Annotated in this window: 18 protein-coding genes; 14 read left to right on the forward strand and 4 right to left on the reverse strand. The window is 67.9% G+C overall.

What is annotated here, in order from left to right; all coding sequences use genetic code 11:
• Positions 1 to 6: 6 nt before the first annotated feature.
• Entirely contained in the window at positions 7 to 2,301 is a 2,295-nt protein-coding gene (locus VK682_RS05630) for a methyl-accepting chemotaxis protein (RefSeq protein WP_324781548.1), read from the forward strand.
• 318 nt (positions 2,302 to 2,619) lie between these two features.
• Here VK682_RS05630 and VK682_RS05635 read toward each other — a convergent pair whose 3' ends face one another.
• Complete coding sequence (locus VK682_RS05635; protein WP_324781549.1) at positions 2,620 to 2,859, reverse strand: hypothetical protein; 240 nt, start codon at positions 2,857 to 2,859, stop codon at positions 2,620 to 2,622.
• Positions 2,860 to 3,532: 673 nt separating this feature from the next.
• On the opposite strand from VK682_RS05635, the gene VK682_RS05640 reads away from it, so the two are divergent.
• Positions 3,533 to 4,141, forward strand: coding sequence for a nicotinate-nucleotide adenylyltransferase (locus VK682_RS05640; RefSeq protein ID WP_230795961.1), 609 nt, complete (start codon positions 3,533 to 3,535; stop codon positions 4,139 to 4,141).
• A gap of 64 nt (positions 4,142 to 4,205) precedes the next feature.
• Positions 4,206 to 5,702, forward strand: coding sequence for a D-alanyl-D-alanine carboxypeptidase/D-alanyl-D-alanine endopeptidase (gene dacB / locus VK682_RS05645; protein ID WP_230795959.1), 1,497 nt, complete (start codon positions 4,206 to 4,208; stop codon positions 5,700 to 5,702).
• A gap of 207 nt (positions 5,703 to 5,909) precedes the next feature.
• Here dacB and VK682_RS05650 read toward each other — a convergent pair whose 3' ends face one another.
• The gene (locus VK682_RS05650) at positions 5,910 to 6,356 is read right to left on the reverse strand and encodes a tellurite resistance TerB family protein (RefSeq protein ID WP_269061976.1); all 447 of its coding nucleotides are present in this window, start codon (positions 6,354 to 6,356) and stop codon (positions 5,910 to 5,912) included.
• 94 nt (positions 6,357 to 6,450) lie between these two features.
• Between VK682_RS05650 and VK682_RS05655 the strand changes: the two genes are divergently transcribed.
• The 3 genes from VK682_RS05655 to VK682_RS05665 all read left to right on the forward strand — a co-directional run bounded on the left by VK682_RS05655 (position 6,451) and on the right by VK682_RS05665 (position 10,932).
• Entirely contained in the window at positions 6,451 to 8,028 is a 1,578-nt protein-coding gene (locus VK682_RS05655) for a lysine--tRNA ligase (RefSeq protein WP_230795958.1), read from the forward strand.
• A gap of 75 nt (positions 8,029 to 8,103) precedes the next feature.
• Complete coding sequence (locus VK682_RS05660; RefSeq protein ID WP_230795956.1) at positions 8,104 to 8,505, forward strand: DUF4864 domain-containing protein; 402 nt, start codon at positions 8,104 to 8,106, stop codon at positions 8,503 to 8,505.
• Between the two features lie 141 nt (positions 8,506 to 8,646).
• Positions 8,647 to 10,932 (forward strand): right-handed parallel beta-helix repeat-containing protein, encoded by a 2,286-nt coding sequence (locus tag VK682_RS05665; protein WP_324781550.1) that lies wholly within the window; start codon positions 8,647 to 8,649, stop codon positions 10,930 to 10,932.
• A 42-nt stretch (positions 10,933 to 10,974) separates the two neighbouring features.
• Here VK682_RS05665 and VK682_RS05670 read toward each other — a convergent pair whose 3' ends face one another.
• Positions 10,975 to 11,643, reverse strand: coding sequence for a hypothetical protein (locus tag VK682_RS05670; protein WP_324781551.1), 669 nt, complete (start codon positions 11,641 to 11,643; stop codon positions 10,975 to 10,977).
• A 131-nt stretch (positions 11,644 to 11,774) separates the two neighbouring features.
• On the opposite strand from VK682_RS05670, the gene parA reads away from it, so the two are divergent.
• Together parA and VK682_RS05680 are read left to right on the forward strand one after the other, a co-directional pair.
• Positions 11,775 to 12,416: a ParA family partition ATPase gene (gene parA, locus VK682_RS05675; protein WP_230795953.1), complete on the forward strand. Its 642-nt coding sequence runs from the start codon at positions 11,775 to 11,777 to the stop codon at positions 12,414 to 12,416.
• A gap of 24 nt (positions 12,417 to 12,440) precedes the next feature.
• The gene (locus tag VK682_RS05680; RefSeq protein WP_230795952.1) at positions 12,441 to 13,283 is read left to right on the forward strand and encodes a DUF6206 family protein; all 843 of its coding nucleotides are present in this window, start codon (positions 12,441 to 12,443) and stop codon (positions 13,281 to 13,283) included.
• 111 nt (positions 13,284 to 13,394) lie between these two features.
• On the opposite strand, the gene fsa is transcribed toward VK682_RS05680, so the two are convergent.
• Positions 13,395 to 14,048, reverse strand: a complete 654-nt coding sequence (gene fsa / locus VK682_RS05685; RefSeq protein WP_089843457.1) for a fructose-6-phosphate aldolase — start codon at positions 14,046 to 14,048, stop codon at positions 13,395 to 13,397.
• A gap of 104 nt (positions 14,049 to 14,152) precedes the next feature.
• On the opposite strand from fsa, the gene VK682_RS05690 reads away from it, so the two are divergent.
• From VK682_RS05690 to uvrC, 6 genes are all read left to right on the forward strand, one after another.
• Positions 14,153 to 16,342, forward strand: coding sequence for a primosomal protein N' (locus VK682_RS05690; RefSeq protein WP_230795951.1), 2,190 nt, complete (start codon positions 14,153 to 14,155; stop codon positions 16,340 to 16,342).
• A 153-nt stretch (positions 16,343 to 16,495) separates the two neighbouring features.
• Entirely contained in the window at positions 16,496 to 17,293 is a 798-nt protein-coding gene (locus VK682_RS05695; protein ID WP_230796072.1) for a S49 family peptidase, read from the forward strand.
• Positions 17,293 to 17,466 carry a hypothetical protein gene (locus VK682_RS05700; protein ID WP_230795950.1) on the forward strand — a complete coding sequence of 58 codons (174 nt, stop codon included), beginning with the start codon at positions 17,293 to 17,295 and terminating at the stop codon, positions 17,464 to 17,466. The genes VK682_RS05695 and VK682_RS05700 overlap by 1 nt, the downstream gene beginning before the upstream one ends.
• A gap of 1 nt (position 17,467) precedes the next feature.
• Positions 17,468 to 18,418, forward strand: coding sequence for a calcium/sodium antiporter (locus tag VK682_RS05705; protein ID WP_089843450.1), 951 nt, complete (start codon positions 17,468 to 17,470; stop codon positions 18,416 to 18,418).
• Positions 18,419 to 18,443: 25 nt separating this feature from the next.
• Positions 18,444 to 19,232: an SDR family oxidoreductase gene (locus tag VK682_RS05710; protein WP_230795949.1), complete on the forward strand. Its 789-nt coding sequence runs from the start codon at positions 18,444 to 18,446 to the stop codon at positions 19,230 to 19,232.
• A gap of 307 nt (positions 19,233 to 19,539) precedes the next feature.
• Positions 19,540 to 21,420, forward strand: a complete 1,881-nt coding sequence (uvrC, locus tag VK682_RS05715; protein ID WP_230795948.1) for an excinuclease ABC subunit UvrC — start codon at positions 19,540 to 19,542, stop codon at positions 21,418 to 21,420.
• The last annotated feature ends 1 nt before the right edge of the window (position 21,421 follow it).

Consider the following 21,421-nt stretch of genomic DNA (forward strand, 5'->3'; position numbering starts at 1 on the left):
CACAAAATGCCCATGATGATCGGCCTTCCCTGCCTGCTGTGCACGATGCTGGTCGGCGGGATGGTCTATCATCTGGCGGCGGAACAGCTGCGGCGGCAGCAGGAAAACGGCTTCCGCCAGCTGCTTGGCGAACGCGAAAAGGCGCTGCAGGGCTGGCTGGAGTCCATCGGCTCGGATCTGACGGTGCTGGGCACCACGCCCTCGGTGCGCGAGGCGCTGCAGCGGTTCTCCGCCGCGTGGGAGCGGATGGGGGAGGATCCGGGCGCGCTGCTGACCGCCGCCTATATCGACGAGAATCCGCATCCCGTGGGCAAGAAGGACGAGCTGGACGTGGCCTCCGACGGTTCCGCCTGGAGCCGCAGCCACAAGGACTATCACCCCGGCCTGCGCAGTTTCCAGAGGCAGGGCGGCTATTACGACCTGTTCCTTTTTGATGAGCACGGCAACCTTGTCTATTCCGTGTTCAAGGAACGGGATTTCGCCACCAATGTCCTGACCGGGCCACATGCGCAAAGCGGGCTGGGCGATGTGTTCCGGGCCGCTGCCGCCGGGATGGAGGGCGAGGTGTATCATTCCGACGTCGCCGCCTATGAGCCCAGTGCCGGTGCGGCGGCCAAATTCGCCGCGACGCCGATCTTTGGCCGCGCAGGGCGCCCGCTGGGAGTGGTGGCGCTGCAGGTGCCGCTTGACCACATGGCGCAGGTGCTGGATTCCTCCAGCTTGCTGGGGCTGACCGGGCGGGTCTATGCGGTCAGCGAGGACGGGCAGGCGCTGAACGCGATCGGCGCGGCGCAAAGCTACCAGACGCTGGCGCCGCTGCCCGCCACGCCGCAGATCCTTGCCGCCGCGGAGGGCCGGACGGTCACGCTGCGCGGCAGTGTCGGACTGTCCGGGCAGCCGGTGGTCAGCCTGACCAGCACGCTGAACCTTGCCGGCACGCAATGGGGATTCGTGCTGGAACAGGATCTTTCCGAGGCGGAGGCGGGGCCGGCCACGCTCTGGCGGCTGACCGTCATCGGGCTGGCGCTGGCCTCGGCGGTGGTGCTGATTCTGGCCTTTCTGGTGGCGCGCATGGTGACGCGGCGGATCGCGCTGATGGCGCGGGGGGTCCAGAACATGTCCGGCGGCGATTTTGACGGGCTTCGGCAGGAGGTTCTGGCCCCCGATGAACTGGGGGACATCGCTCGCGCGCTTGACGGGTTCAGGGCGGAACTGGTCAGCGGACAGGCAGCGGCTGCGGCGCAGGACCACCATCTTGCCCAGCAGCGCGAGGTCACCGACCGGCTCAGCGCCGCGCTTTCCGAACTGGCGGGGGGCAAGCTGACCTGTCGGCTGGAGACGCCGATGGGCGAGGCTTACGAGCCGCTGCGCCGCGATTTCAACGCCACCGTGGATGCCCTGCGCGACATCGTGGCGGATCTGCATTCCGGCGCGGCGGCGATCGGAGAAAGCGCCAGCGGCCTGAGTTCGGGAACCGACCAGCTGTCGCGGCGGACCGAAACCCAGGCCGCCACGCTGGAGCAGACGGCAGCCGCGATGGAGGAAATGGCCTCGACCTCCAGATCGACGGCAGAAGGCGCGGGTGCCATCGTCGCCGCCATCGACGCCGCCCGGCGCGAGGCGGAGCGCGGCGAAGAGGTGCGGGGGCGCACCTTCGCTGCCATGGCCGGGATCGAGACCTCGTCGCAGCAGATCGGGCAGATCATCCGCGTCATGGAGGATATCGCCTTCCAGACCAACCTTCTGGCGCTGAATGCGGGGGTCGAGGCCGCGCGGGCCGGAGAGGTGGGGCGGGGCTTTGCCGTGGTCGCCTCGGAGGTGCGGGCGCTGGCGCAGCGCTCCTCCGAAAGCGCGGCCGAGATCCGCAGCCTTGTCGCCTCCTCCGGTGCGACGGTCAGCGCCGGGGTGAAGCTGGTGTCGGAAATGGGCCAGTCCATCGAGACCATTCTGGCGCAGATCACCGCCGCAGCGGAAAAGGTCCGCGACATCGCCATGAGCGCTGGCGAGCAGGCGACCGCCACCACCGAGATCAACAGCGGCATTGCCATGCTGGACGAGGTCACCCAGCAGAATGCCGCCATGGCGGAGCAAAGCGCCGCCGCAACGCTGGAACTGCTGGGGCATGCGCGACGGCTGGGAGATCTGGTGGCGCGCTTTGACAGCGGCAATGAGGCGGGGCTGTCGACTGCCGCTGCCGCGTGGCAGGTGGATGCGGCGCAGGACCGGTCGCTGCCGCCGCCCGTGCCGATGGCCCTGCCGATGCGGCAGGCCGCGGGCAGTGCAGTGTGGCAGGAGTTCTGACACCCTCCCGCGCTGGCTTTATCCGCCGGGCGCAAGGCCTGTTGGCAAGGGGTCCATGGGGCGGGTGTCACGGGCGCGGGGGGCGGGATCCTGGCAGGGCAACCGGCGCGAGGGTCTGGCAGCGCAACCGGAGCGAGCCGTGGCAGGCACCGGGTGCGATCAAGAGGGAAAGATTGCCAGACGCTGTCGCTCCGGCGGGGCTCGGTCAGACAAGATCCCGACGGACGGAGGGGGGCCGGCAGGGGGCTCCTGCATAGGGATTGGGTAGGCAGCAGTCGGGCAGATGAGGACAGACAAGGCTTCGGCATATATGCAGGATCAGGCCGAGTGAGGGCGCAGAAGCGGAGAAAGGCAGAGACTGTCGGGGCGGGCCTGCTGGGGCTTGATCCCGTTCTGCAACGCTGGAAGATCTCTCGCGCCTCGCGCCTCGCGCCTCGCGCCTCGCGCCTCGCGCCTCGCGCCTCGCGCCTCGCGCCTCGCGGTGCCGGCCTGATGCGACAGGTGTTCGTTGTGATGCTTGACCGGCCCGTCCAGTGCGCGCGCTTCGTCGATCATCATGGCAAGCTCTGCGGCAGAAAAGGCGATGCTCTGCCGCGACGAGGCCTACGGGAATTCTGCCGGGACGTGTCGGGTGCTCCCTGCCGCTCTTGTGGCTGCGGGGGCGGGCGCGTCCTGAGCGCGCAGCCGAGTTTGTTGGCAAGGGCAACCCGAGGGGCTTGCGGCTGCGGTCGCTCTGCGGGTTTGGTCACGCGCGCTGCGCCGCAGAGCCGGTGCTGCGCTGCGGGCCCTGCATGGACCGTGGCGCTGACCATCCTGCCACCGCATCGCCTCTGCGGGGCTGCCGCGCGGCTGGTGCCCTTTGCATCCGTGCACCGCGGAGCTGGCGTGACCTTCGGGCGCGCTTTTCGGCGAGGTTGCCGCCGTCAGGGGCGCGTCCTGGCGTCCTTCCTGCCATGGCCCTTGCGCCACCGGCCCCGGCCTCCCGGTTCGCGGCCCCGGGAGGCTGGCTCCGTGGCGGCATCCTGCGGCGCTCGTCTGCCAGTCTGGCAAGGGGCGTTTTTTGCAGGGACGGCGTGGTGGAACTGGCCCGGTTGGCCACCGGGCGGCCTCTGCTGCGCCGTCCAGAGGCGGGCGGTCCCTGCTGGTCGGGATCAGTTTCGGGTTGAATGATCCCGTGTTCCGGTCTCTTTCTGCATCTCGCCCTGAAGGGCCAGACGGAAAGGAAGGCGCGATGCGCTGGAACGCATATGAGACGGGGTTTTTCCTGCGCGCGGGGCAGCGGGTGGGATTGCTGGGCGGGTCTTTCGACCCTCCCCATGCCGGTCATGTGCATATCACGCGCGAAGCGCTCAAGCGCTTTCAGCTTGACCGGGTGATCTGGCTGGTCAGCCCCGGCAATCCGCTCAAACCGCAGGGCCCGGCGCCCATGGCCGAGCGGATCGCGGCGGCGCGGCGGCTGATGAGCGACCCCCGGGTCATCGTCAGCGGCATAGAGGCGCTGGCGGGCACGCGCCACACCGCGCGCACGCTGGTCCTGCTGCGCCACGGCTTTCCGGGGGTGCGGTTCGTCTGGCTGATGGGGGCGGACAATCTGGCCCAGCTGCACCGCTGGGAGGACTGGCACAGCATCATGACCGGCGTGCCGGTCGGGGTGCTGGCCCGCCCCGGCAGCCGCATGGCCGCGCGCGACTCCGTGGCCGCCAGCGTCTATCGCGGCGCGCGCCTGCCGGAACGCGCGGCCCCGCGGCTGGCGCTGGCGGACGCGCCCGCATGGTGCTTTGTCAACATGCCCATGATCGCGCTCAGCTCTACCCAGCTGCGCGCGGCGCGGGCCGAATGAAATGTGATCGCGGCAGGGACGGGCACCGCTTGTCGCCGCGCCGGGGCTGAGGTTAGATCGCGCCATGACATCCGTAGTTTCCCGCCGTGCCTTTCTTGGCTCCGCCCTTGCGGCGGGGCTTGTGTCCACTGCCGCCTGTGCTGGCGCGCCTCAGGCCTCGCTACGCCCGGTGGCGCGGGGGGAGGATATCCGCCTGCGCGGGCTCACCTCGGTGGACGAGCTGATCGATGGCGCGGGGCTGGGCGGCAGCGTCGGCTTTGCGGTGCTTGATGCCGCTTCGGGGCGGCTGCTGGAGGATCATCAGGGCCAGCGGGGCCAGCCCCCGGCCAGCGTCGCCAAAGCGCTGACCTCTGCCTATGCGCTGGACACGCTGGGGCCCGACTTCCGCTTTGCCACGGAGGTGCTGGCCACGGGGCCGGTGACCGATGGCATGGTGGCGGGCGATCTGGTGCTGAATGGTGGCGGCGATCCGACGCTGGACACGGACGGGCTGGCGGCGCTTGCGGCACAGCTGAAGGCCGCGGGCCTGCGCGGGGTCACGGGCCGGTTTCTGGTCTGCGGCGGTGCGCTGCCCTATGCGCGCGCCATCGATCCGGACCAGCCGGAACATGTGGGCTACAACCCCGCCGTGTCGGCGCTGAACCTGAATTACAACCGGGTGCATTTCGAATGGCGCCGCGGCGGCGACGGCTATCAGGTGAGCATGGATGCGCCTTCGGCCACGCGGCGGCCTGCGGTGCGGATGGCCCGCATGGGGCTGGTGGCGCGGGATGCCCCGCTTTACACCTATGCCGATGGCGGCGGGTTCGATGACTGGACCGTGGCGCGGGGCGCGCTGGGCAGTGGCGGCGCCCGCTGGCTGCCGGTGCGCAAGCCCGAGCTTTATGCGGGCGAGGTGCTGCAGGCGCTGGCCGCCGAGCAGGGGCTGCGCCTGCCCGCGCCGCAGGTCATCGCCACCCCTCCGGCCGGGACCGCGCTGGCGCGGCACAGCAGCGCGCCGCTGTCGGTCGTGCTGCGCGACATGCTGAAGTTTTCCACCAACCTGACCGCCGAGGTCGTGGGCATGTGGACCACGCGCGCCCGTCTGGGCCGGGCGGTGGGCCTGCGCGAGTCGGCGGGGCAGATGAACGGCTGGGCCAAGGCGCGGCTGGGGCTGGCCGATGTGGCGCTGGTGGATCATTCCGGGCTGGGGCCGCAGAGCCGGATTTCGGCACAGGACATGGCGCAGGCCCTGCTGCAGGTCAACCAGCGCCTGCCGCTGAAGCCGATGATGAAGCCTTTCCCGCTGCTGGACAGCCGGGGGCGGCCGATCCCCAATTCTCCGCTGACGGTGCAGGCCAAGACCGGCACGCTGAACTTTGTCAGCGGTCTTGCGGGATTTGTGGATACGCGGGACGGGCGGCAGATGGTGTTCGCCATCTTCTGCGCCGATCTGCCCCGGCGGGACGCGCTGTCGCGCGCCGAGATGGAGCGTCCGGAGGGGGGGGCTGCGTGGAACCGCCGCGCCAAGGGGCTGCAGCAGGATCTGATCGAACGCTGGGCCGTGCTTTACGGCAGCTGAGCCATGACGGCGGGGGCGGGGCTGTTGCCCGCCGCCGCCCCCAGCAGGGGCAGCAGGCAGAGCAGGGCGGTCGCGGTGATCGTGAACATCTGGCGCATCGTAAACTCTCCGGTCTGGCACTGGGATCGCTGAACCCCCGTCAGGCCTGACTACGGCAGAGCTGCGCGGCGCGCAGGTCCGGAATACCGGACCCGCGCCGCAGCCGGGTCAGCCGCGCAGATGCCGGGCGCGGGCGCCGCGTTCGATGGCCGCAGCATGCAGCCGGTCCAGATCCAGCTCGTAACGGATCTCTTCCAGAAGGCGCAGTTCGGCCTCGCGCAGCGAGCCGTCGGCGGCGGCCACGTCGCAGGCCAGCGCATAGGCGGTCTCGTTCAGCCGTTCCGGCAGGTGGTTGCGGATCAGGCCGAACAGGGCATCAAGCCCGTCTTCCTGTTCGAACAGGTCGAAGACCATATCCGCGATGACCCGCATGCGGTCGATGTCATAGGCGCCAAAGATCGGCAGCAGGTTCACCGCCGATTCGATCTTGACCAGTTCCGCGGTGCGGATGTTCTGGTCCGAGGCCGATACGGCGATCATCAGCGCCACAAGGCAGTCCTGCGGCGAGAGCGGTTGGGGGGAGGCTTCGGGCACGGACAGGACTCCTATGGTCATTCACCGGGCAATTTATTGACCCCGCGCCCCGCCTGCAATAGGACGCGGGCGCACCTGTTCCCCCGGAGGGAACGCATTTTCTGGAGAGTTTGAGATGTCCCAACTGCGCGAAGCCGCCCTGACCTCGAAGGCCTGGCCCTTTGAAGAGGCGCGCCGGGTCCTCAAACGCTACGAAAAGGCGCCGCCCGAAAAGGGCTATGTGCTGTTCGAGACGGGCTATGGCCCCTCTGGCCTGCCGCATATCGGCACGTTCGGCGAGGTGGCGCGCACCACGATGATCCGCCGCGCCTTTCAGCTGATTTCCGACATTCCGACCCGGCTGATCTGCTTTTCGGATGACATGGACGGGATGCGCAAGGTTCCCGAAAACGTGCCCAATCAGGCGCTGCTGCACGAGAACCTGCAGCGCCCGCTGACCCGCGTGCCCGACCCGTTCGAGCAGTTCGACAGCTTTGGCGATCACAACAACGCCATGCTGCGGCGGTTTCTGGACACGTTCGGCTTCGAATACGAATTCTATTCGGCGACCGAGTTCTATGCCTCGGGGCAGTTCGACGAGATCCTGCTGCGCTGCGCCGAGAAATATGATGACCTGATGGCCATCATGCTGAAATCGCTGCGGGAAGAGCGTCAGCAGACCTATTCGATCTTCCTGCCGATCCACCCCGAAACGGGCCGCGTGCTGTATGTGCCGATCAAGCATGTGGATGCCGCCGCAGGCACCGTGACCTTTGACGACGAGGACGGGCGGGAATGGACGCTGCCGGTCACCGGCGGCAATGTGAAGCTGCAGTGGAAGCCCGATTTTGGCGCCCGCTGGGCAGCCCTTGGCGTCGATTTCGAGATGTATGGCAAGGACCATTCCACCAATACCCCGATCTATGACGGCATCTGCCGCGCCTTGGGCGTGCGCCCGCCGGAGCATTTCACCTATGAGCTGTTCCTTGACGATCAGGGGCAGAAGATCAGCAAATCCAAGGGCAATGGCCTGTCGATCGACGAATGGCTGACCTATGCCGCGTCGGAATCGCTGAGCTATTTCATGTTTCAGAAGCCCAAGACGGCCAAGCGGCTGTGGTGGGACGTGATTCCCAAGGCGGTGGACGAATACCACCAGCAGCTGCGCGCCTATCCCGACCAGACGCCGGAGCAGCAGGTCAACAACCCGGTCTGGCACATCCATGGCGGCGACGTGCCCGAATCGAAGATGGTGGTGCCGTTTTCCATGCTGCTGAACCTCGCCTCTGCCGCCGGGGCCGAGGACAAGGACACGATGTGGGCCTTTATCCGCCGTTACGCGCCGGAGGCCAATCCCGGCACGCATCCCGATCTGGATGCGGCGGCGGGCTATGCGGTGCGTTACTTCAACGATTTCGTGAAGCCCACCAAGCAGTTCCGCGCCCCCGGCGCGCAGGAGGCCGCCGCGCTGGAGGATCTGGCGAGCCGGCTGGAAGCCTATGACGGCGCGGTGGAGGACGAGGCGCTGCAGACGCTGGTCTTTGCCGTGGGCAAGGAGCACGGGTTCGAGAACCTGCGCGACTGGTTCAAGGCGCTTTACGAGGTGCTGCTGGGGCAAAGCCAGGGGCCGCGCTTTGGCGGGTTCATCGCCCTTTATGGCGTGGCCGAAACCGCCGCGCTGATCCGCGACGCGCTGGCAGGCAAGCTGGCCTGATGACGTGCGCCCGCCCGGATTGACGGGCGGGCACCCCGCTCTAGCTTGACGCATGGTCAAGGTGGAGGTGTGGTGATGAGGGCTCTGGTTCTGGCGGCTGTGATGGCCGCAGGTCTTGCCGGGCAGGCCGTGGCGCAGGAGGGCGACATTGCCGCGACGATCCGCGGGCAGATGGACGCGTTTCTGGCCGAGGATCCGGCGCGAGCCTTCACCTATGCCAGCCCCGGCATTCAGGGCCTGTTCGGCACGCCCGACAATTTCGCCCGCATGGTGCGCGACGGCTATCCGATGGTCTGGCGGCCCGATGACGTGCGCTTTGGCCCGCTGCGGCAGGTCGAGGGCGCGCAGCTGCAGTCGGTCTATGTCACCGATGCCGACGGGCGGGCGCATCTGCTGGAATACCGGATGGAACAGATCGACGGGCGCTGGCGCATCGCGGGCGTGCGTCTGCTGCAGGCGCCCGAAGCCTCGGTCTGAGCTGCTGACGCCGGATCCGTTGCCGCAGCGCCGGGAGCAGCGTCACGCCGGGCGCGATTTCCGTTAACCCCTGCCTGATACCTCCCTGTCGCGCGGGGCCGGGTGGCCCTGTTGCACGCGCAGCAGCAGAGGATCGACGGCATGAACATTGCGGTGACCCAAGGTGTGGAGCTTTCCCCCACGCCGTTTTCCCAAGGGCTGAACCACTGGTCACGGGGAGACGGCACGCCCGGATCCGACAGTTATGACAGCCTGCCCACGGCGGCTTTCGTTCCGGCGGATCAGGATTTTGGCGGCGCGCTGGAGCTGCAGAAAACCGAAGCCACGCAGAAGCTGCGCTACATGGGCAATACGCCGATCCTGCCGGGCGTTTATCTGCGCGTCACGGCGCGGGTGAAGGCGCTGTCGGGGCCGCTGCCCGCCGTGCGGATCGCCGCTTGGGCGGGGCGGGGGGCGCAGGCGGTGACCGGGCTGCCGCTGCAGGGCCCGGCACGGGCGCTGACCAGCTATGGCGCGGTGGTGGAGGTGTCGGCCATCGTCGGCACCGGCACGCGGCAGGGGGTGGACATGCCTTGGGGCATGGAGCCGACGCTGGGCCATTTCGGGCTGGATCTGACCGGGCCGGTGGGGGGCGTGGTCCGGATCGACGATCTGCAGATCGAGGATGTGAGCCAGGTTTTCCTGCGCGACATGCTGGCCATGGTGGACGTGCGCGATTACGGCGCAACTGGCAATGGCAGCACCGATGACAGCGCCGCCTTCGAGGCGGCGGATGCTGCGGCACAGGGGCGCACGGTTCTGGTGCCGGCGGGCACGTTCCGGCTGGCGAATTCTGTGACCTTCGACAGCCATGTGCGGTTTGAGGGGCAGGTGACGATGCCCGCCGCCGCCATCCTGTCGCTGACCAAGGACTTTCACCTTCCCGCCTATATCGACGCCTTCGGGGGTGACGAAACACTGGCTTTGAGCAAGGCGCTGCAGTCGCTGTTGAACAATGCCGATCATGAGAGCCTTGATCTGGCCGGTCGGCGGGTGTCGCTGATGGCGCCGCTCGACGTGGCGGCGGCGGTGGTCAACCGCAGCACCTATGCGCAGCGCCGGGTGCTGCGCAACGGCCAGATCCGGGCCGAGGAAAGCGGCACATGGGCGCCGCGCACCGTCACCTCGCAGGCCAGCTATGCGGCGGCGGATCCATGGCGGCTGACCAATGTGGTCAACGTGGCGAATGTGCAGGTGGGCAGCCTTGTCACCGCGGCGGGGGTGGGGCGCGAGATCTATGTGAAATCCGTCAACGTGGCCGCGCGCGAGGTGGCGCTGTCGCAGCCGCTGTCGGATGCGGCGGGCACGCAGACCTATACCTTCAGCCGCTTCCGCTACCTGCTGGATTTTGCGGGGTTCGAGAAGCTCGAAAAATTCGAGATCGAGGATGTGGAGTTCCAGTGTTCGGCGCTGGCCAGCGGCGTGATGCTGCCGCCGCTGGGCACGGTCAACGTGATCCGCAACTGCGTCTTCAACCGGCCCGGGCATCGCGGCATCACTTCGATCGGGGAGGGCTGTCAGGGTCTGCTGCTGGACCACAACCAGTTCATCAGCGCCGAGCCGGATCTGGCCACGCAGGCGCGCCAGTCGGTCGCGCTGAACACCAACGCCAATGACGTGAAGATCCGCAACAACCGCGCGTCGCAGTTCCGGCATTTCGCCGTGGTCTCGGGGGCGCATTCGGTCATATCGGGCAACCATTTCTTTCAGGGCGACGACACCGCCTCCGGCATCCGCAGCGCCGGGGTGGTGCTGTGCCTGCGGGCCTGCAATGCCACGATCTCTGGCAACTATGTCGACAACTGCTTCATCGAATGGACGAACGAACGCGAACCGGATCCGGATTTTTCCGGCGGCTTCGGCTTTGCGGGCCTGTCGGTCACCAACAACGTTTTCCTGTGCTCCAACGTTGCGGCATGGTTTTCCTTCCTCGTGGTCAAACCTTACGGCACGGGGCATATGGTCAACGGGCTCAATGTCTCGGGCAACCTGTTCCGCAGCGTGGGCGGGCAGATCGACCGGGTGGAGCGGGTCGACACCTCCTTTGCCGGGCTGAACCTGAGTGCGATGCGGCGGGTGTTTGTCCATTCCAACACCTATCACAACATCCAGACCGGGGCGGAAAACCCGGTCACCGTCAGCCATGCCCAGAACAGCCATGCGGCGACCTGGGTGGTCGGCACCGGAGGCAAGCTGCCCTTTGACGGCGTGGCGCAGGAGGTGGAGAGCCTTGTCCTGCGGTCGCGCCCGCGCAACGGCGCCAATGTCAGCGCGCATCACATGCCCTATGCGCAGCCCGGCGAAGGGCCCGGTCAGGATCAGGTCCATGTGATCTGGCCCGAACCGATGCGGGGCGATCTGACGCTGCGGGTGCGCATGGATCTGTAGCGGGGGATGGCGCCTGCCGGACCGGTCCCCCCGCGGGGCCGGTCAGAACCGGGTCCAGAGCCCCATGGTCACGCCCATTGTCCGGTCTCCGGTCAGGCTCCAGCTGCCGCCCAGCTCTGTCTGCACCTTGCGGAACAGCGGCGTCACCAGCGAGGGGGCAAGGCGCACGAAATCGGGCCCGTCTGCGGGCGCGCCGCTTTGTACCTGCAGCAGCAGCATGCGGTCTGACGGCAGATGGAGCCCCAGCGTCAGATCGAGCTTCGCCGCCGCGCCCCCGCCGCCGGGCAGTTCGACCAGCGCATCGGCGGCCATCCAGCCCCAGTCGCGCCCGAGCCCCAGCGACAGGCCCGGCCGCAGCACGGCGGCCCCGTCGATCTGGCCCAGCCCGACCTCCGCCGCCATGCGCAGCCCGGTTTCGGACTGGCGCAGCGGCCAGCGCAGGAAGGCCACCGTCTTGGCATCGCCGCTGACCGACCTCCCCAGATCGAGCCCCAGCGTCAGCCGCCCGGTCAGGCCGTATTCGAGATAAAGCGTGCGATACTGCCCCGTCGGCTCCAGCGAGGTCCATGTGGCAAGATCCTGCGGCCAGGACAGCCGCACCGTGGCGCTGGCAAAACCCGCCCCCTTGGCCTGAGGCCATGCCCCGGCCAGCGCGCCCGGTGCCAGCAGGCAGAGCGCCAGTCCGAGGCTGAGAAGGCGCGGCAGGGACATTCCCGATCTCCGGTCATCTCCCCAGCCTGCACGCCCGTGGTTAATGCCACGTTAAGTGCACTGGATTTGCAGAGGGGATCGGCTATGCTGCACCTGCACGCGCCTGTATGGCACGGGCAAAAGGAGGCGCCATGACCGGATCCGTGATCACCGTCGCACAGCAGAAGGGCGGATCGGGCAAGACCACGGTCTCGGCCAATCTGGCCATCGGCCTCCGGCTGGCAGGCAAATCGGTGGCGCTGGTGGATATCGACCCGCAGGGCAGTCTGGGCCGCTGGTTCATGACCCGGCTGGAGCGGGATCCGGACGCGGTGTCGGGCCTCGACTTCGCCACCTCCTCCGCCTGGGGTGTGACCTATGAATGCCGCAAGCTTGCCGAAACCCACGATTTTGTCATCGTCGACACGCCGCCCAAGGCCGACAGCGACCTGAGGCCCGCGCTGCGCGCTGCCGATCTGGTGGTTGTGCCGGTTTCCATGAGCCATCTGGACATCTGGGCGACAGAAGGCGTGCTGGATCTGGCGCGGCGCGAAAACAAGGAGGTGCTGGTGGTGCTCAACCGCACCCGGCCCGGCACGCGGCTTGCCGCCGAGGTGGCGGAGGCGGTCAAGGGCATGGAGGCGCGCATCGCGCAGGCGCATCTGGCCAACCGCGTGGGCTATGCCGAAGCCTTCGGTCAGGGGCGCAGCGCCGCCGAAGGCCGCAAGAGCCCGGCCCGGGACGAGATCGCAGCCCTGACCGCAGAGGTGGCGCAGGTGCTGGCAAACGGCTAAACGGGGCGCGACAGGAGACCCGACATGACCGACCTCGCAGCCCTTGCCGACACGATCCGCCGCCATCACGAGTCGCAGGGCCAGCCCGTGTCCCGGCTTGGCTATTTCTGCGCCCCGTTCCGGCCCGCTTCCGGGCCTTTTGCCGACAGGGTCATCAAGGTCTATCGCAGCCTGCCCGATCCGGCGGCGCTGGACCGGCTGGCCGCGGCGCATGAGGATTACGTGCAGGCCCTGCACCGCGCGGGGGTGCCGCTGCCGGACACGGACTTCCTGCTGCTGGACACGGGCACGGCACGGGTGCCGGTGATCGTGCAGGAAGCCCTGCCCGAAACCGCCCTGATGCGGCCCCGCATGCAGCAGGAGGATCTGCCCGGCACGCTTGCCCTGATGGAGGCGGCGGGGCAGGTCATCGCCCGGTTCTGGACTGCTGCCGACCAGTTCGAGACCCGCATCGGCTTTCACCCGTCCATCCGGAATTTTGCGGTGATGGGCGGGCAGGCGGTGTTCTTCGACACTTTCCCTCCCCTCATCCACTACTCGCGCGAGGAGATGGGGCGGATGCTGCTGCAGTTTTCGGAAAAGCGCCTGATGCGCGTGGTGGGGCCGCTGCTGCAGCGCAAGGTCACGGGCATTCAGGACGAATGGTATTCCGCCCCCGAAACCCTTGTGGGGCTGGTGGGATCCGCCTGCCGCCTGCGTCCGGAACACGCAGTGGCCTATCTGGACTGGGGGCGGGACTTTGCGCCACGCGCCATGCCGCGCTGGTCGGAGGAGGTGCTGGCCGGTCTGGCGCAGCCGCCGCGGCTGCCGGGATACTGGACAGGGTTCCGCAAGCTTCTGGGCCTGCAGGGCGAACCCAACCTCTGATACCGGCGCAGCCCTGCGGCAGGGGCGCCAAAAATCTTCGTACGAAGATTTTTTCTTGGAGGAGACGGGGGTGGCGAGATTTTTCGGACGAAAAATCTCGCCTTGCGTCGCTCAGACGATCTTGATGCCGGCCTTTTCGGCATCCGCGACAAAGGTCGCAAGACCCTTCTCGGTGAGGACGTGATTGGCCATGGCCTTGATCACCGCGGGCGGGGCGGTGCAGACATCCGCGCCGATCTTCGCGCATTCGGACATGTGGTTGGCGGTCCGGATCGAAGCCGCGAGAATCTGCGTTTCGTAGCCGTAATTGTCATAGATCTGGCGGATATCCGCGATCAGCTCCAGCCCGTCGAGGTTCAGGTCGTCCAGCCGGCCGACGAAGGGCGAAATGAAGGTCGCGCCAGCCTTTGCGGCCAGAAGCGCCTGATTGGCGGTAAAGCACAGCGTCACATTGACCATGCGGCCCTCGTCGGAGAGCACCTTGCAAGCCCGCAGACCGTCCCAGGTCAGCGGCACCTTGACCGCGATGTTCGGGGCGATTTCCGCCAGCTTGCGGCCTTCCTCGATCATGGCTTCGGCGTCCAGCGCCACGACTTCGGCGGAGACGGGGCCGGAGACCAGATCGCAGATCTCCTTGGTCACTTCGAGAATGTTGCGGCCCGATTTGGCGATCAGCGACGGGTTGGTGGTGACGCCATCCACCATGCCAAGCGCGTGCAGTTCCTTGATGGCGTCGATATCGGCGGTGTCTACGAAGAATTTCATGGAAGAAAGCCCTCCCGGCTCTGCTTGGAATTCCGTTGCGGCTGTCTTACCCCATGAGGCGGGGCACCGGAACCCCCTTGCTGCGGGCGCTAACGGACGGATCCATGGATGACTTCTACGAGGCGGGCACGCTTGTTGCGGTGCTGACCACGCAGCCGCTGGACCGGCTGCTGGATTATCGCGCGCCCGAAGGCGGCTGCGCGCAGGGCGCCTATGTCGAGGTGCCACTGGGCCCCCGGCGGGTGCTGGGCGTGGTCTGGGGACCGGGGCAGGGCGGCTGGGATCCGGCGAAGGTCCGCAGCATCGGCCGGGTTCTGGATGCCGTGCCGATGCGGGCGGAGCTGCGCAGCTTTCTGGAACGGGCGGGGAGTTACACGCTGACGCCGCTTTCGGCCATGCTGCGGCTGGCCACCCGCGCGCCGGGACTGGGCGAGGCCCCGGCGCGGCGCAAGATCTACCGCCCCGGCACCGGCGCGCCGGAGCGTCTGACCGATGCGCGGCGGCGGGTGCTGGAGGTGCTGGAGGAACGCGGTGGTCTGTCGCTGACGCTGGGCGAGCTGGCGGAGGCGGCGGGGGTTACCTCGTCGGTCATCAAGGGGCTGGTCACGCAGGGCGCCGTGCGGGAGGAGGAGGCGCCGCGCGATCTGCCCTTTCCCCGGCTCGATCCTGATCTGGGCGGCAAGGACCTGACCCCCGATCAGGCGGCGGCGGCGGCGGCGCTGTGCGAGGGCATCCGGTCGGGGCGCTATGGCACGGTGCTGCTGAAGGGGGTCACCGGGTCGGGCAAGACCGAGGTCTATCTGGAAGCCGTGGCCGAGACGCTGCGCCGCGGGCGGCAGGCGCTGGTGCTTCTGCCCGAAATCGCGCTGAGCGCGGAATTCCTCAACCGGGTAGAGGCGCGGTTCGGCGCGCGCCCCGCCGAATGGCATTCCGGCGTCACCGTCACCGAACGGCGCCGGGTCTGGCGGCAGGTGGCCGAAGGCGGCGCGCAGCTGGTGGTGGGGGCCCGTTCAGCGCTGTTCCTGCCGTTCCGCGACCCCGGGCTGATCGTCGTCGACGAGGAGCATGACACCTCCTACAAGCAGGAGGAGGGCGTGCTTTACAACGCCCGCGACATGGCGGTGCTGCGCGCCTCGATCTTCGAGGGGCGGGTGGTGCTGGCCTCGGCGACGCCATCGCTGGAAAGCTGGGCCAATGCGGCGGCGGGCAAGTATCAGCGGCTGGATCTGACGTCGCGGTTTGGCGCTGCGGTGCTGCCCGAGATGCGGGCGCTGGATCTGCGCGGGCAGGATTTGCCCGCCAACCGCTGGATTTCGCCCGCGCTGCAGGGGGCGGTGCGGACCCGCATCGACAAGGGCGAACAGGCGCTCCTGTTTCTCAACCGGCGCGGCTATGCGCCGGTGACGCTGTGCCGGGCCTGTGGTCAGCAGATCGGCTGCCCGCATTGCGATGCGCGCATGGTGGAGCATCGCTTCCTGCAGCGGCTGGTCTGCCATCAATGCGGCGAGAGCGCGCCCATGCCCGAGGCCTGCCCTTCCTGCGGGGTGGCGGGCAAGCTGGCGGCGGTCGGGCCGGGGGTGGAGCGGCTGGCCGAAGAGGCGGCAGAGGTGTTTCCGCAGGCGCGGCTGGCGGTGCTGTCCTCGGATCTGTTCGGCACGGCGCGGCAGCTGAAGGAAGAGATCGTCAAGATCGCCGAGGGCGGCGCGGACATCATCATCGGCACGCAGCTGGTGGCGAAGGGCCATAATTTCCCGCTGCTGACGCTGGTGGGGGTGATTGATGCCGATCTGGGCCTGCAGGGGTCGGATCTGCGCGCGGCGGAGCGCACGTTTCAGCTGATGCGGCAGGTGGCGGGGCGCGCGGGCCGGGCCGAGCGGGCGGGGGTGGCCCTGCTCCAGACCTTCCAGCCCGAGCATCCGGTGATCCGCGCCATTCTGGCGGGGGATGAGGAGGCGTTCTGGGCCGCGGAGGCCGAGGAGCGGCGGGTGGCGGGCATGCCGCCCTATGGGCGGCTGGCGGGGGTGATCCTGTCCTCCACTGATGTGCAGGAGGCTTTTGATCTGGGCAATGCGCTGGCACGGCAGGATGGCCCGCTGCGCCGGGTGGGCGCGCAGGTCTATGGTCCCGCCCCCGCGCCAATCGCGCGGGTGCGCGGGCGGCATCGGGTGCGGCTGCTGGTCAAGGCGCCCAAAGGCGTGGCGCTGCAGCCCGCGCTGGCCGAATGGGCGGCGCAGTTCCGGCTGAAGGGCGAGCTGCGCATGGCCATCGACATCGACCCGCAGAGCTTTTTCTGAGCGCCTGGCCCCTGACGGGCGGCGCAGGGGGCGCTGCCCCCGCCGCGCGTGCCGCGCGGCCCCCCGGGATATTTGGGGTCAGAAGAGGCGGGGGCGCCGAGTTTGCCTTTGCCGCGCCTTGCCGGGCTGGGGCGGCGTGGCTACATGAAGCGCATGAAAAACTGGATCCCCTTTCTGAACTCCGGGCCGGTCGTGTCGGTGGTGCGCCTGCAGGGCGCCATCGGCATGGCGGGGCGCGGCGCGCTCAACGACACCACGCTGGCGCCCCTGCTGGAGCGCGCCTTTCGCCGTGGCAAACCGGCGGCGGTGGCGCTGGAGATCAATTCGCCCGGCGGCTCGCCGGTGCAGAGCTCGCTGATCGGCGCGCGCATCCGTCGGCTGGCGGAAGAAACCGGCGTGCCGGTGCTGGCCTTTGTCGAGGATGTTGCGGCCTCTGGCGGCTACTGGATCGCCTCTGCGGCGGACGAGATTCATGTGGATGACAGCTCCATCCTTGGATCCATCGGCGTGATCTCGGCGAGTTTCGGCGCGCATGTGTTTCTGACGCGGCAGGGGATCGAGCGGCGGGTGCATACGGCGGGGCAGTCCAAGAGCATGCTCGACCCGTTCCGCCCCGAATCCGAAGAGGATGTGGCCCGGCTGGAGCGGCTGCTGGGGCAGCTGCACCAGACCTTCATCGCGCAGGTCAAGGCGCGGCGCGGCAGCAAGCTGGCCGAGGATCCGGCACTCTTCACCGGCGAGATCTGGCTGGGCCGCTCTGCCGTGGAGGTGGGGCTGGCCGATGGCGTGGGCCATCTGGTGCCGGTGCTGAAGGCGCGGTTCGGCAACAAGGTGAAATTCCGCCGTTATGGTCCGCGCCGCCGCCTGCTGCCGAAGCTGGGCCTGTCCATGGCGCAGGAGGTTCTGTCCGGGATCGAGGAGCGCGCGGCCTTTGCGCGCTTCGGGCTCTGATGCTGGCCAAGATCGTCCTTCTGTTTCTGGCGGTGATCGCGGTGCTGGGCATTTTCGGCAAGCTGCGCCTTCCGGGGGTCGGCAAGCTGGGCCGCCTCTCCAAGCCCTGTCCGCGCTGCGGGCGGCATCGCATCGGGCGCGGGCCCTGTCCCTGCGGTCACGGAAAGGTCTGACATGGTTTTTGTCTATGCGGTTCTTGGCCTCGTCCTGCTGCTGTTTGCGGGGGACGCGCTGGTCAAGGGTGCCGTCAACCTTGCGCTGCGCATGGGGATCCCGGCGCTGATCGTCAGCCTGACGGTGGTGGCCTTTGGCACCTCGGCGCCGGAACTGCTGGTGTCTGTTCAGGCGGCGCTGGACGGGGTGCCGGGCATCGCGCTGGGCAATGTGGTGGGATCGAACACCGCCAACGTGCTGCTGGTGCTGGGGATTCCCGCGCTGCTCGCGGTCATGCACACCTCGGGGCATGACACGCGCAAAAGCTATCTGACCATGCTGGGCGGATCGGTGCTGTTCATCGCGCTGGCCTTCCGCGGCGTGTTCGACTGGATCGCGGGGCTGGTGCTGCTGGCGGGGATCACGCTGGCCATTCTGGATTCCGCCCGCGACGCGCTGCGTCACCGCCGCGCCGGCATCGCCGCAGGCCCGGCGGTGGAGACGCCCGAGGGCGCCGATCCGGACATGCCGTGGTGGAAGATCGCGCTGTTTCTGGCGCTGGGTCTGGTGGGGCTGCCCATCGGCGCCAACCTGCTGATCGACAGCGCCACCGAAATTGCCGCCATGTTCGGCGTGCCCGATACGGTGATCGGCCTGACGCTGGTGGCCATCGGCACCTCGCTGCCGGAGCTGGCCACCACGGTGATGGCGGCGCTGCGGCGGCAGGCGGATGTGGCGCTGGGCAATGTCATCGGGTCCAACCTGTTCAACCTGCTGGCCATCATCGGCATCGCCGCGCTGATCAGGCCGCTGCCGGTTGATCCGCAGTTCCTGAGCTTCGACCTGTGGGTGATGCTGGGCGCCTCGCTGCTGCTGATCCCCTTCGTGTTCCTGAAGCAGGATATCGGGCGGGTCTGGGGCGTGATCCTTACGGCGCTTTATGCGGGTTATATGGCGCTGGTCCTGATCTGAGATGTGACGCAAGAGGAGACGTCGGATGGAACACCAAAAGCGGGCGCTGGTGACCGGGGCAGGGCACCGGCTGGGCCGGGCCATGGCGCTGTATCTGGCCGGACGGGGCTATGACGTGGCGGTGCATTACGCCAGTTCCGCCGCAGGCGCCGAGGCGGTGGTGGCCGAGATCGCCGGTCTGGGCCGGCAGGCGGTGGCGCTGCAGGCCGATCTGCTGGACGAGGCCGCGACGCAGGGGCTGGTGGCGCGGGCCGCCGAAGCCTTGGGCGGGCCGCTGACCGTGCTGGTCAACAATGCCTCGATCTTCGAGCATGACACGCTGGAGAGCGCCACGCGCGACAGCTGGGACCGGCACATGGAATCGAACCTGCGCGCGCCTTTCGTGCTGACGCAGGGCTTTGCCGCGCAGGCCCCCGCGCCGCGCCGGGATGCCCGGGACGAGCCGGTGGCGCAGGCGCTGGTGGTCAACATGATCGACCAGCGGGTGCGCAGCCTGACGCCGGAATTCATGACCTACACGCTGGCCAAGATGGGGCTCTGGGCGCTGACCCGCACCGCCGCCATGGCGCTGGCGCCCAAGGTGCGCGTCAATGCCATCGGCCCCGGTCCGACCCTGCGCGGCGGTCGCCAGACCGAGGAGAATTTCGCCCGCCAGCGCGCCGCCACCGTGCTGGAACGCGGCGCCAGCCCGGAGGATATCTGCGCGGCTCTGGGCTATTTTCTGGAGGCGCCGGCCATCACCGGGCAACTGCTGTGTGTGGATGGCGGACAGCATCTGGCATGGGAAACCCCGGACGTGCTGGGCGTGGAATGATGCAGGGCCGTTCCGACTTTTGCACCGGCGGATTTGCTGTCATGAAAGCGTTAAGAATTTGTTATCCTTTCAAGGGCTTGATGGGGTCTGCGAAAAAGAAACGTTCATTATCAACGGTTTGTAAAACCGCTCAAAAATTAAGCAATCCATTGAAAGGGCCAAGAACCAAGGGAATTTTGCAGTTGCCCGGAATTTGCCCGCAGGGTTATCCACAGAAGCGGTGGATGTATTCCTGCTTGATGCTGGCCTTGCGGCGGTGCAGCGAAGCCAGAGAATCGTTCCCCCCGAAAAGGGCTGACGCAGCGGCATGACGACAGACTCCGACCTTCCGCAGGACAGCGCCCGGCCCCGGGGCGCAGAGGTCATTCAGGCCTATCTGAAGACGCTGGACGGCAGCCCCGGCGTCTACCGGATGCTGGATGACCAGAGCCGGGTTCTGTATGTCGGCAAGGCGCGCAACCTGAAGGCGCGGGTGTCGAATTACGCGCGCCCGACGGGGCATTCGCGGCGCATCGCGCGGATGATCGCCGACACCGCGTCGATGATGTTCCTGACCACCCGGACCGAGACCGAGGCGCTGCTGCTGGAGCAGAACCTCATCAAGCAGCTCAAGCCGAAATTCAACGTGCTGCTGCGCGACGACAAGTCGTTTCCGAACATCATGCTGACCACGGATCACGCCTTTCCGCAGATCCGCAAGCATCGCGGCGCGCGCACCGAAAAGGGCGCCTATTACGGCCCCTTTGCCAGCGCGGGGGCGGTGAACCGCACGCTGAACCAGCTGCAGCGGGTGTTCCTGCTGCGCAACTGTTCGGATTCCATGTTCGAAGGCCGGACCCGGCCCTGCCTGCTGCACCAGATCCGGCGCTGTTCGGCGCCCTGTGTCGGGCGCATCTCCGAAGAAGACTACCGCGCCACGGTGGCGGATGCGCAGCGCTTCCTGTCGGGCAAGTCGACCCAGATGCAGGAGGTGCTGGCGGAGCAGATGATGGCAGCCTCGGAGGCGATGGAATTCGAACGCGCCGCCGCGCTGCGCGACCGGATCCGCGCGCTGACGCAGGTGCAGTCGGTGCAGGGCATCAACCCGCGCGGCGTGGCCGAGGCGGATGTGATCGCGCTGCATCTGGAGGGCGGGCAGGCCTGCGTGCAGGTGTTTTTCATCCGGGCCAACCAGAACTGGGGCAACAAGGATTTTTACCCCCGCGTCGGCGACGATGTCGGCCCCGAGGAGGTGATGGAGGCGTTTCTGGGCCAGTTCTACGACAGCAAGGAACCGCCCCGCCTGCTGCTGCTGAGCCACGACATCGAAAATCCCGACCTGATGACAGAGGCGCTGTCGGACAAGCTGGGCCGCAAGGTCGAGATCGCGGTGCCGCTGCGTGGCGAAAAGGCCGAACTGGTCGAGGGGGCAGCGCGCAATGCCCGCGAAAGCCTTGCCCGGCGCATGTCGGAAACCGCGACGCAGGCCAAGCTTCTGCGCGGGCTGGCCGATGCCTTCGGCCTTGATACCGTGCCGCAGCGGATCGAGGTTTATGACAACAGCCACATCATGGGCACCAATGCCGTTGGGGCGATGATCGTGGCCGGGCCCGAGGGTTTCCTCAAAAGCCAGTATCGCAAGTTCAACATCCGGGGCGACGATCTGACCCCCGGCGACGATTTCGGCATGATGAAAGAGGTGCTGACCCGCCGCTTCACCCGCCTGCTGAAAGAGGATCCCGAACGTGAAAAGGGCCTGTGGCCGGATCTGCTGCTGATCGACGGCGGGGCGGGGCAGGTCAGCGCCGTGGCCGAGATCATGCGCGAACAGGGGGTGGAGGACATTCCCATGGTCGGCGTCGCCAAGGGCATCGACCGTGACGCGGGCAAGGAAGAATTCCACCGCATCGGCGAACGGCCCTTTGCGCTGCGCCACAACGATCCCGTGCTGTATTTCGTGCAGCGCCTGCGCGACGAGGCGCACCGCTTTGCCATCGGCACCCATCGCGCCAAGCGCGCCAAGGCGCAGATGGCCAATCCGCTGGACGAGGTGCCGGGGGTGGGGGCGTCGCGCAAGCGCGCGCTGCTGGCGCATTTCGGCTCCGCCAAGGCGGTCAGCCGCGCCAACCTTGCCGATCTGCGCGCGGTGGACGGGGTAAGCGAGGCGTTGGCCGAACGCATCTACGCCTTTTTCCACGAAAAGGGCTAGG

The sequence above is a fragment of the Salipiger marinus genome (genome assembly GCF_035481585.1).
Classification (GTDB): Bacteria; Pseudomonadota; Alphaproteobacteria; order Rhodobacterales; family Rhodobacteraceae; genus Salipiger; species Salipiger marinus.

Excerpts from the sequence above, each read along its gene's own strand:
- VK682_RS05640 (WP_230795961.1), top strand. The coding sequence starts at position 3,533 with ATGCGCTGGAACGCATATGAGACGGGGTTTTTCCTGCGCGCGGGGCAG.
- VK682_RS05695 (WP_230796072.1), top strand. The coding sequence starts at position 16,496 with ATGAAAAACTGGATCCCCTTTCTGAACTCCGGGCCGGTCGTGTCGGTG.
- VK682_RS05680 (WP_230795952.1), top strand. The coding sequence starts at position 12,441 with ATGACCGACCTCGCAGCCCTTGCCGACACGATCCGCCGCCATCACGAG.
- VK682_RS05665 (WP_324781550.1), top strand. The coding sequence starts at position 8,647 with ATGAACATTGCGGTGACCCAAGGTGTGGAGCTTTCCCCCACGCCGTTT.
- fsa (WP_089843457.1), bottom strand. The coding sequence starts at position 14,048 with ATGAAATTCTTCGTAGACACCGCCGATATCGACGCCATCAAGGAACTG.
- VK682_RS05670 (WP_324781551.1), bottom strand. The coding sequence starts at position 11,643 with ATGTCCCTGCCGCGCCTTCTCAGCCTCGGACTGGCGCTCTGCCTGCTG.
- dacB (WP_230795959.1), top strand. The coding sequence starts at position 4,206 with ATGACATCCGTAGTTTCCCGCCGTGCCTTTCTTGGCTCCGCCCTTGCG.
- parA (WP_230795953.1), top strand. The coding sequence starts at position 11,775 with ATGACCGGATCCGTGATCACCGTCGCACAGCAGAAGGGCGGATCGGGC.
- VK682_RS05710 (WP_230795949.1), top strand. The coding sequence starts at position 18,444 with ATGGAACACCAAAAGCGGGCGCTGGTGACCGGGGCAGGGCACCGGCTG.
- VK682_RS05660 (WP_230795956.1), top strand. The coding sequence starts at position 8,104 with ATGAGGGCTCTGGTTCTGGCGGCTGTGATGGCCGCAGGTCTTGCCGGG.
- VK682_RS05635 (WP_324781549.1), bottom strand. The coding sequence starts at position 2,859 with ATGATGATCGACGAAGCGCGCGCACTGGACGGGCCGGTCAAGCATCAC.
- VK682_RS05690 (WP_230795951.1), top strand. The coding sequence starts at position 14,153 with ATGGATGACTTCTACGAGGCGGGCACGCTTGTTGCGGTGCTGACCACG.
- VK682_RS05655 (WP_230795958.1), top strand. The coding sequence starts at position 6,451 with ATGTCCCAACTGCGCGAAGCCGCCCTGACCTCGAAGGCCTGGCCCTTT.
- VK682_RS05700 (WP_230795950.1), top strand. The coding sequence starts at position 17,293 with ATGCTGGCCAAGATCGTCCTTCTGTTTCTGGCGGTGATCGCGGTGCTG.
- uvrC (WP_230795948.1), top strand. The coding sequence starts at position 19,540 with ATGACGACAGACTCCGACCTTCCGCAGGACAGCGCCCGGCCCCGGGGC.
- VK682_RS05705 (WP_089843450.1), top strand. The coding sequence starts at position 17,468 with ATGGTTTTTGTCTATGCGGTTCTTGGCCTCGTCCTGCTGCTGTTTGCG.
- VK682_RS05630 (WP_324781548.1), top strand. The coding sequence starts at position 7 with ATGCCCATGATGATCGGCCTTCCCTGCCTGCTGTGCACGATGCTGGTC.
- VK682_RS05650 (WP_269061976.1), bottom strand. The coding sequence starts at position 6,356 with ATGACCATAGGAGTCCTGTCCGTGCCCGAAGCCTCCCCCCAACCGCTC.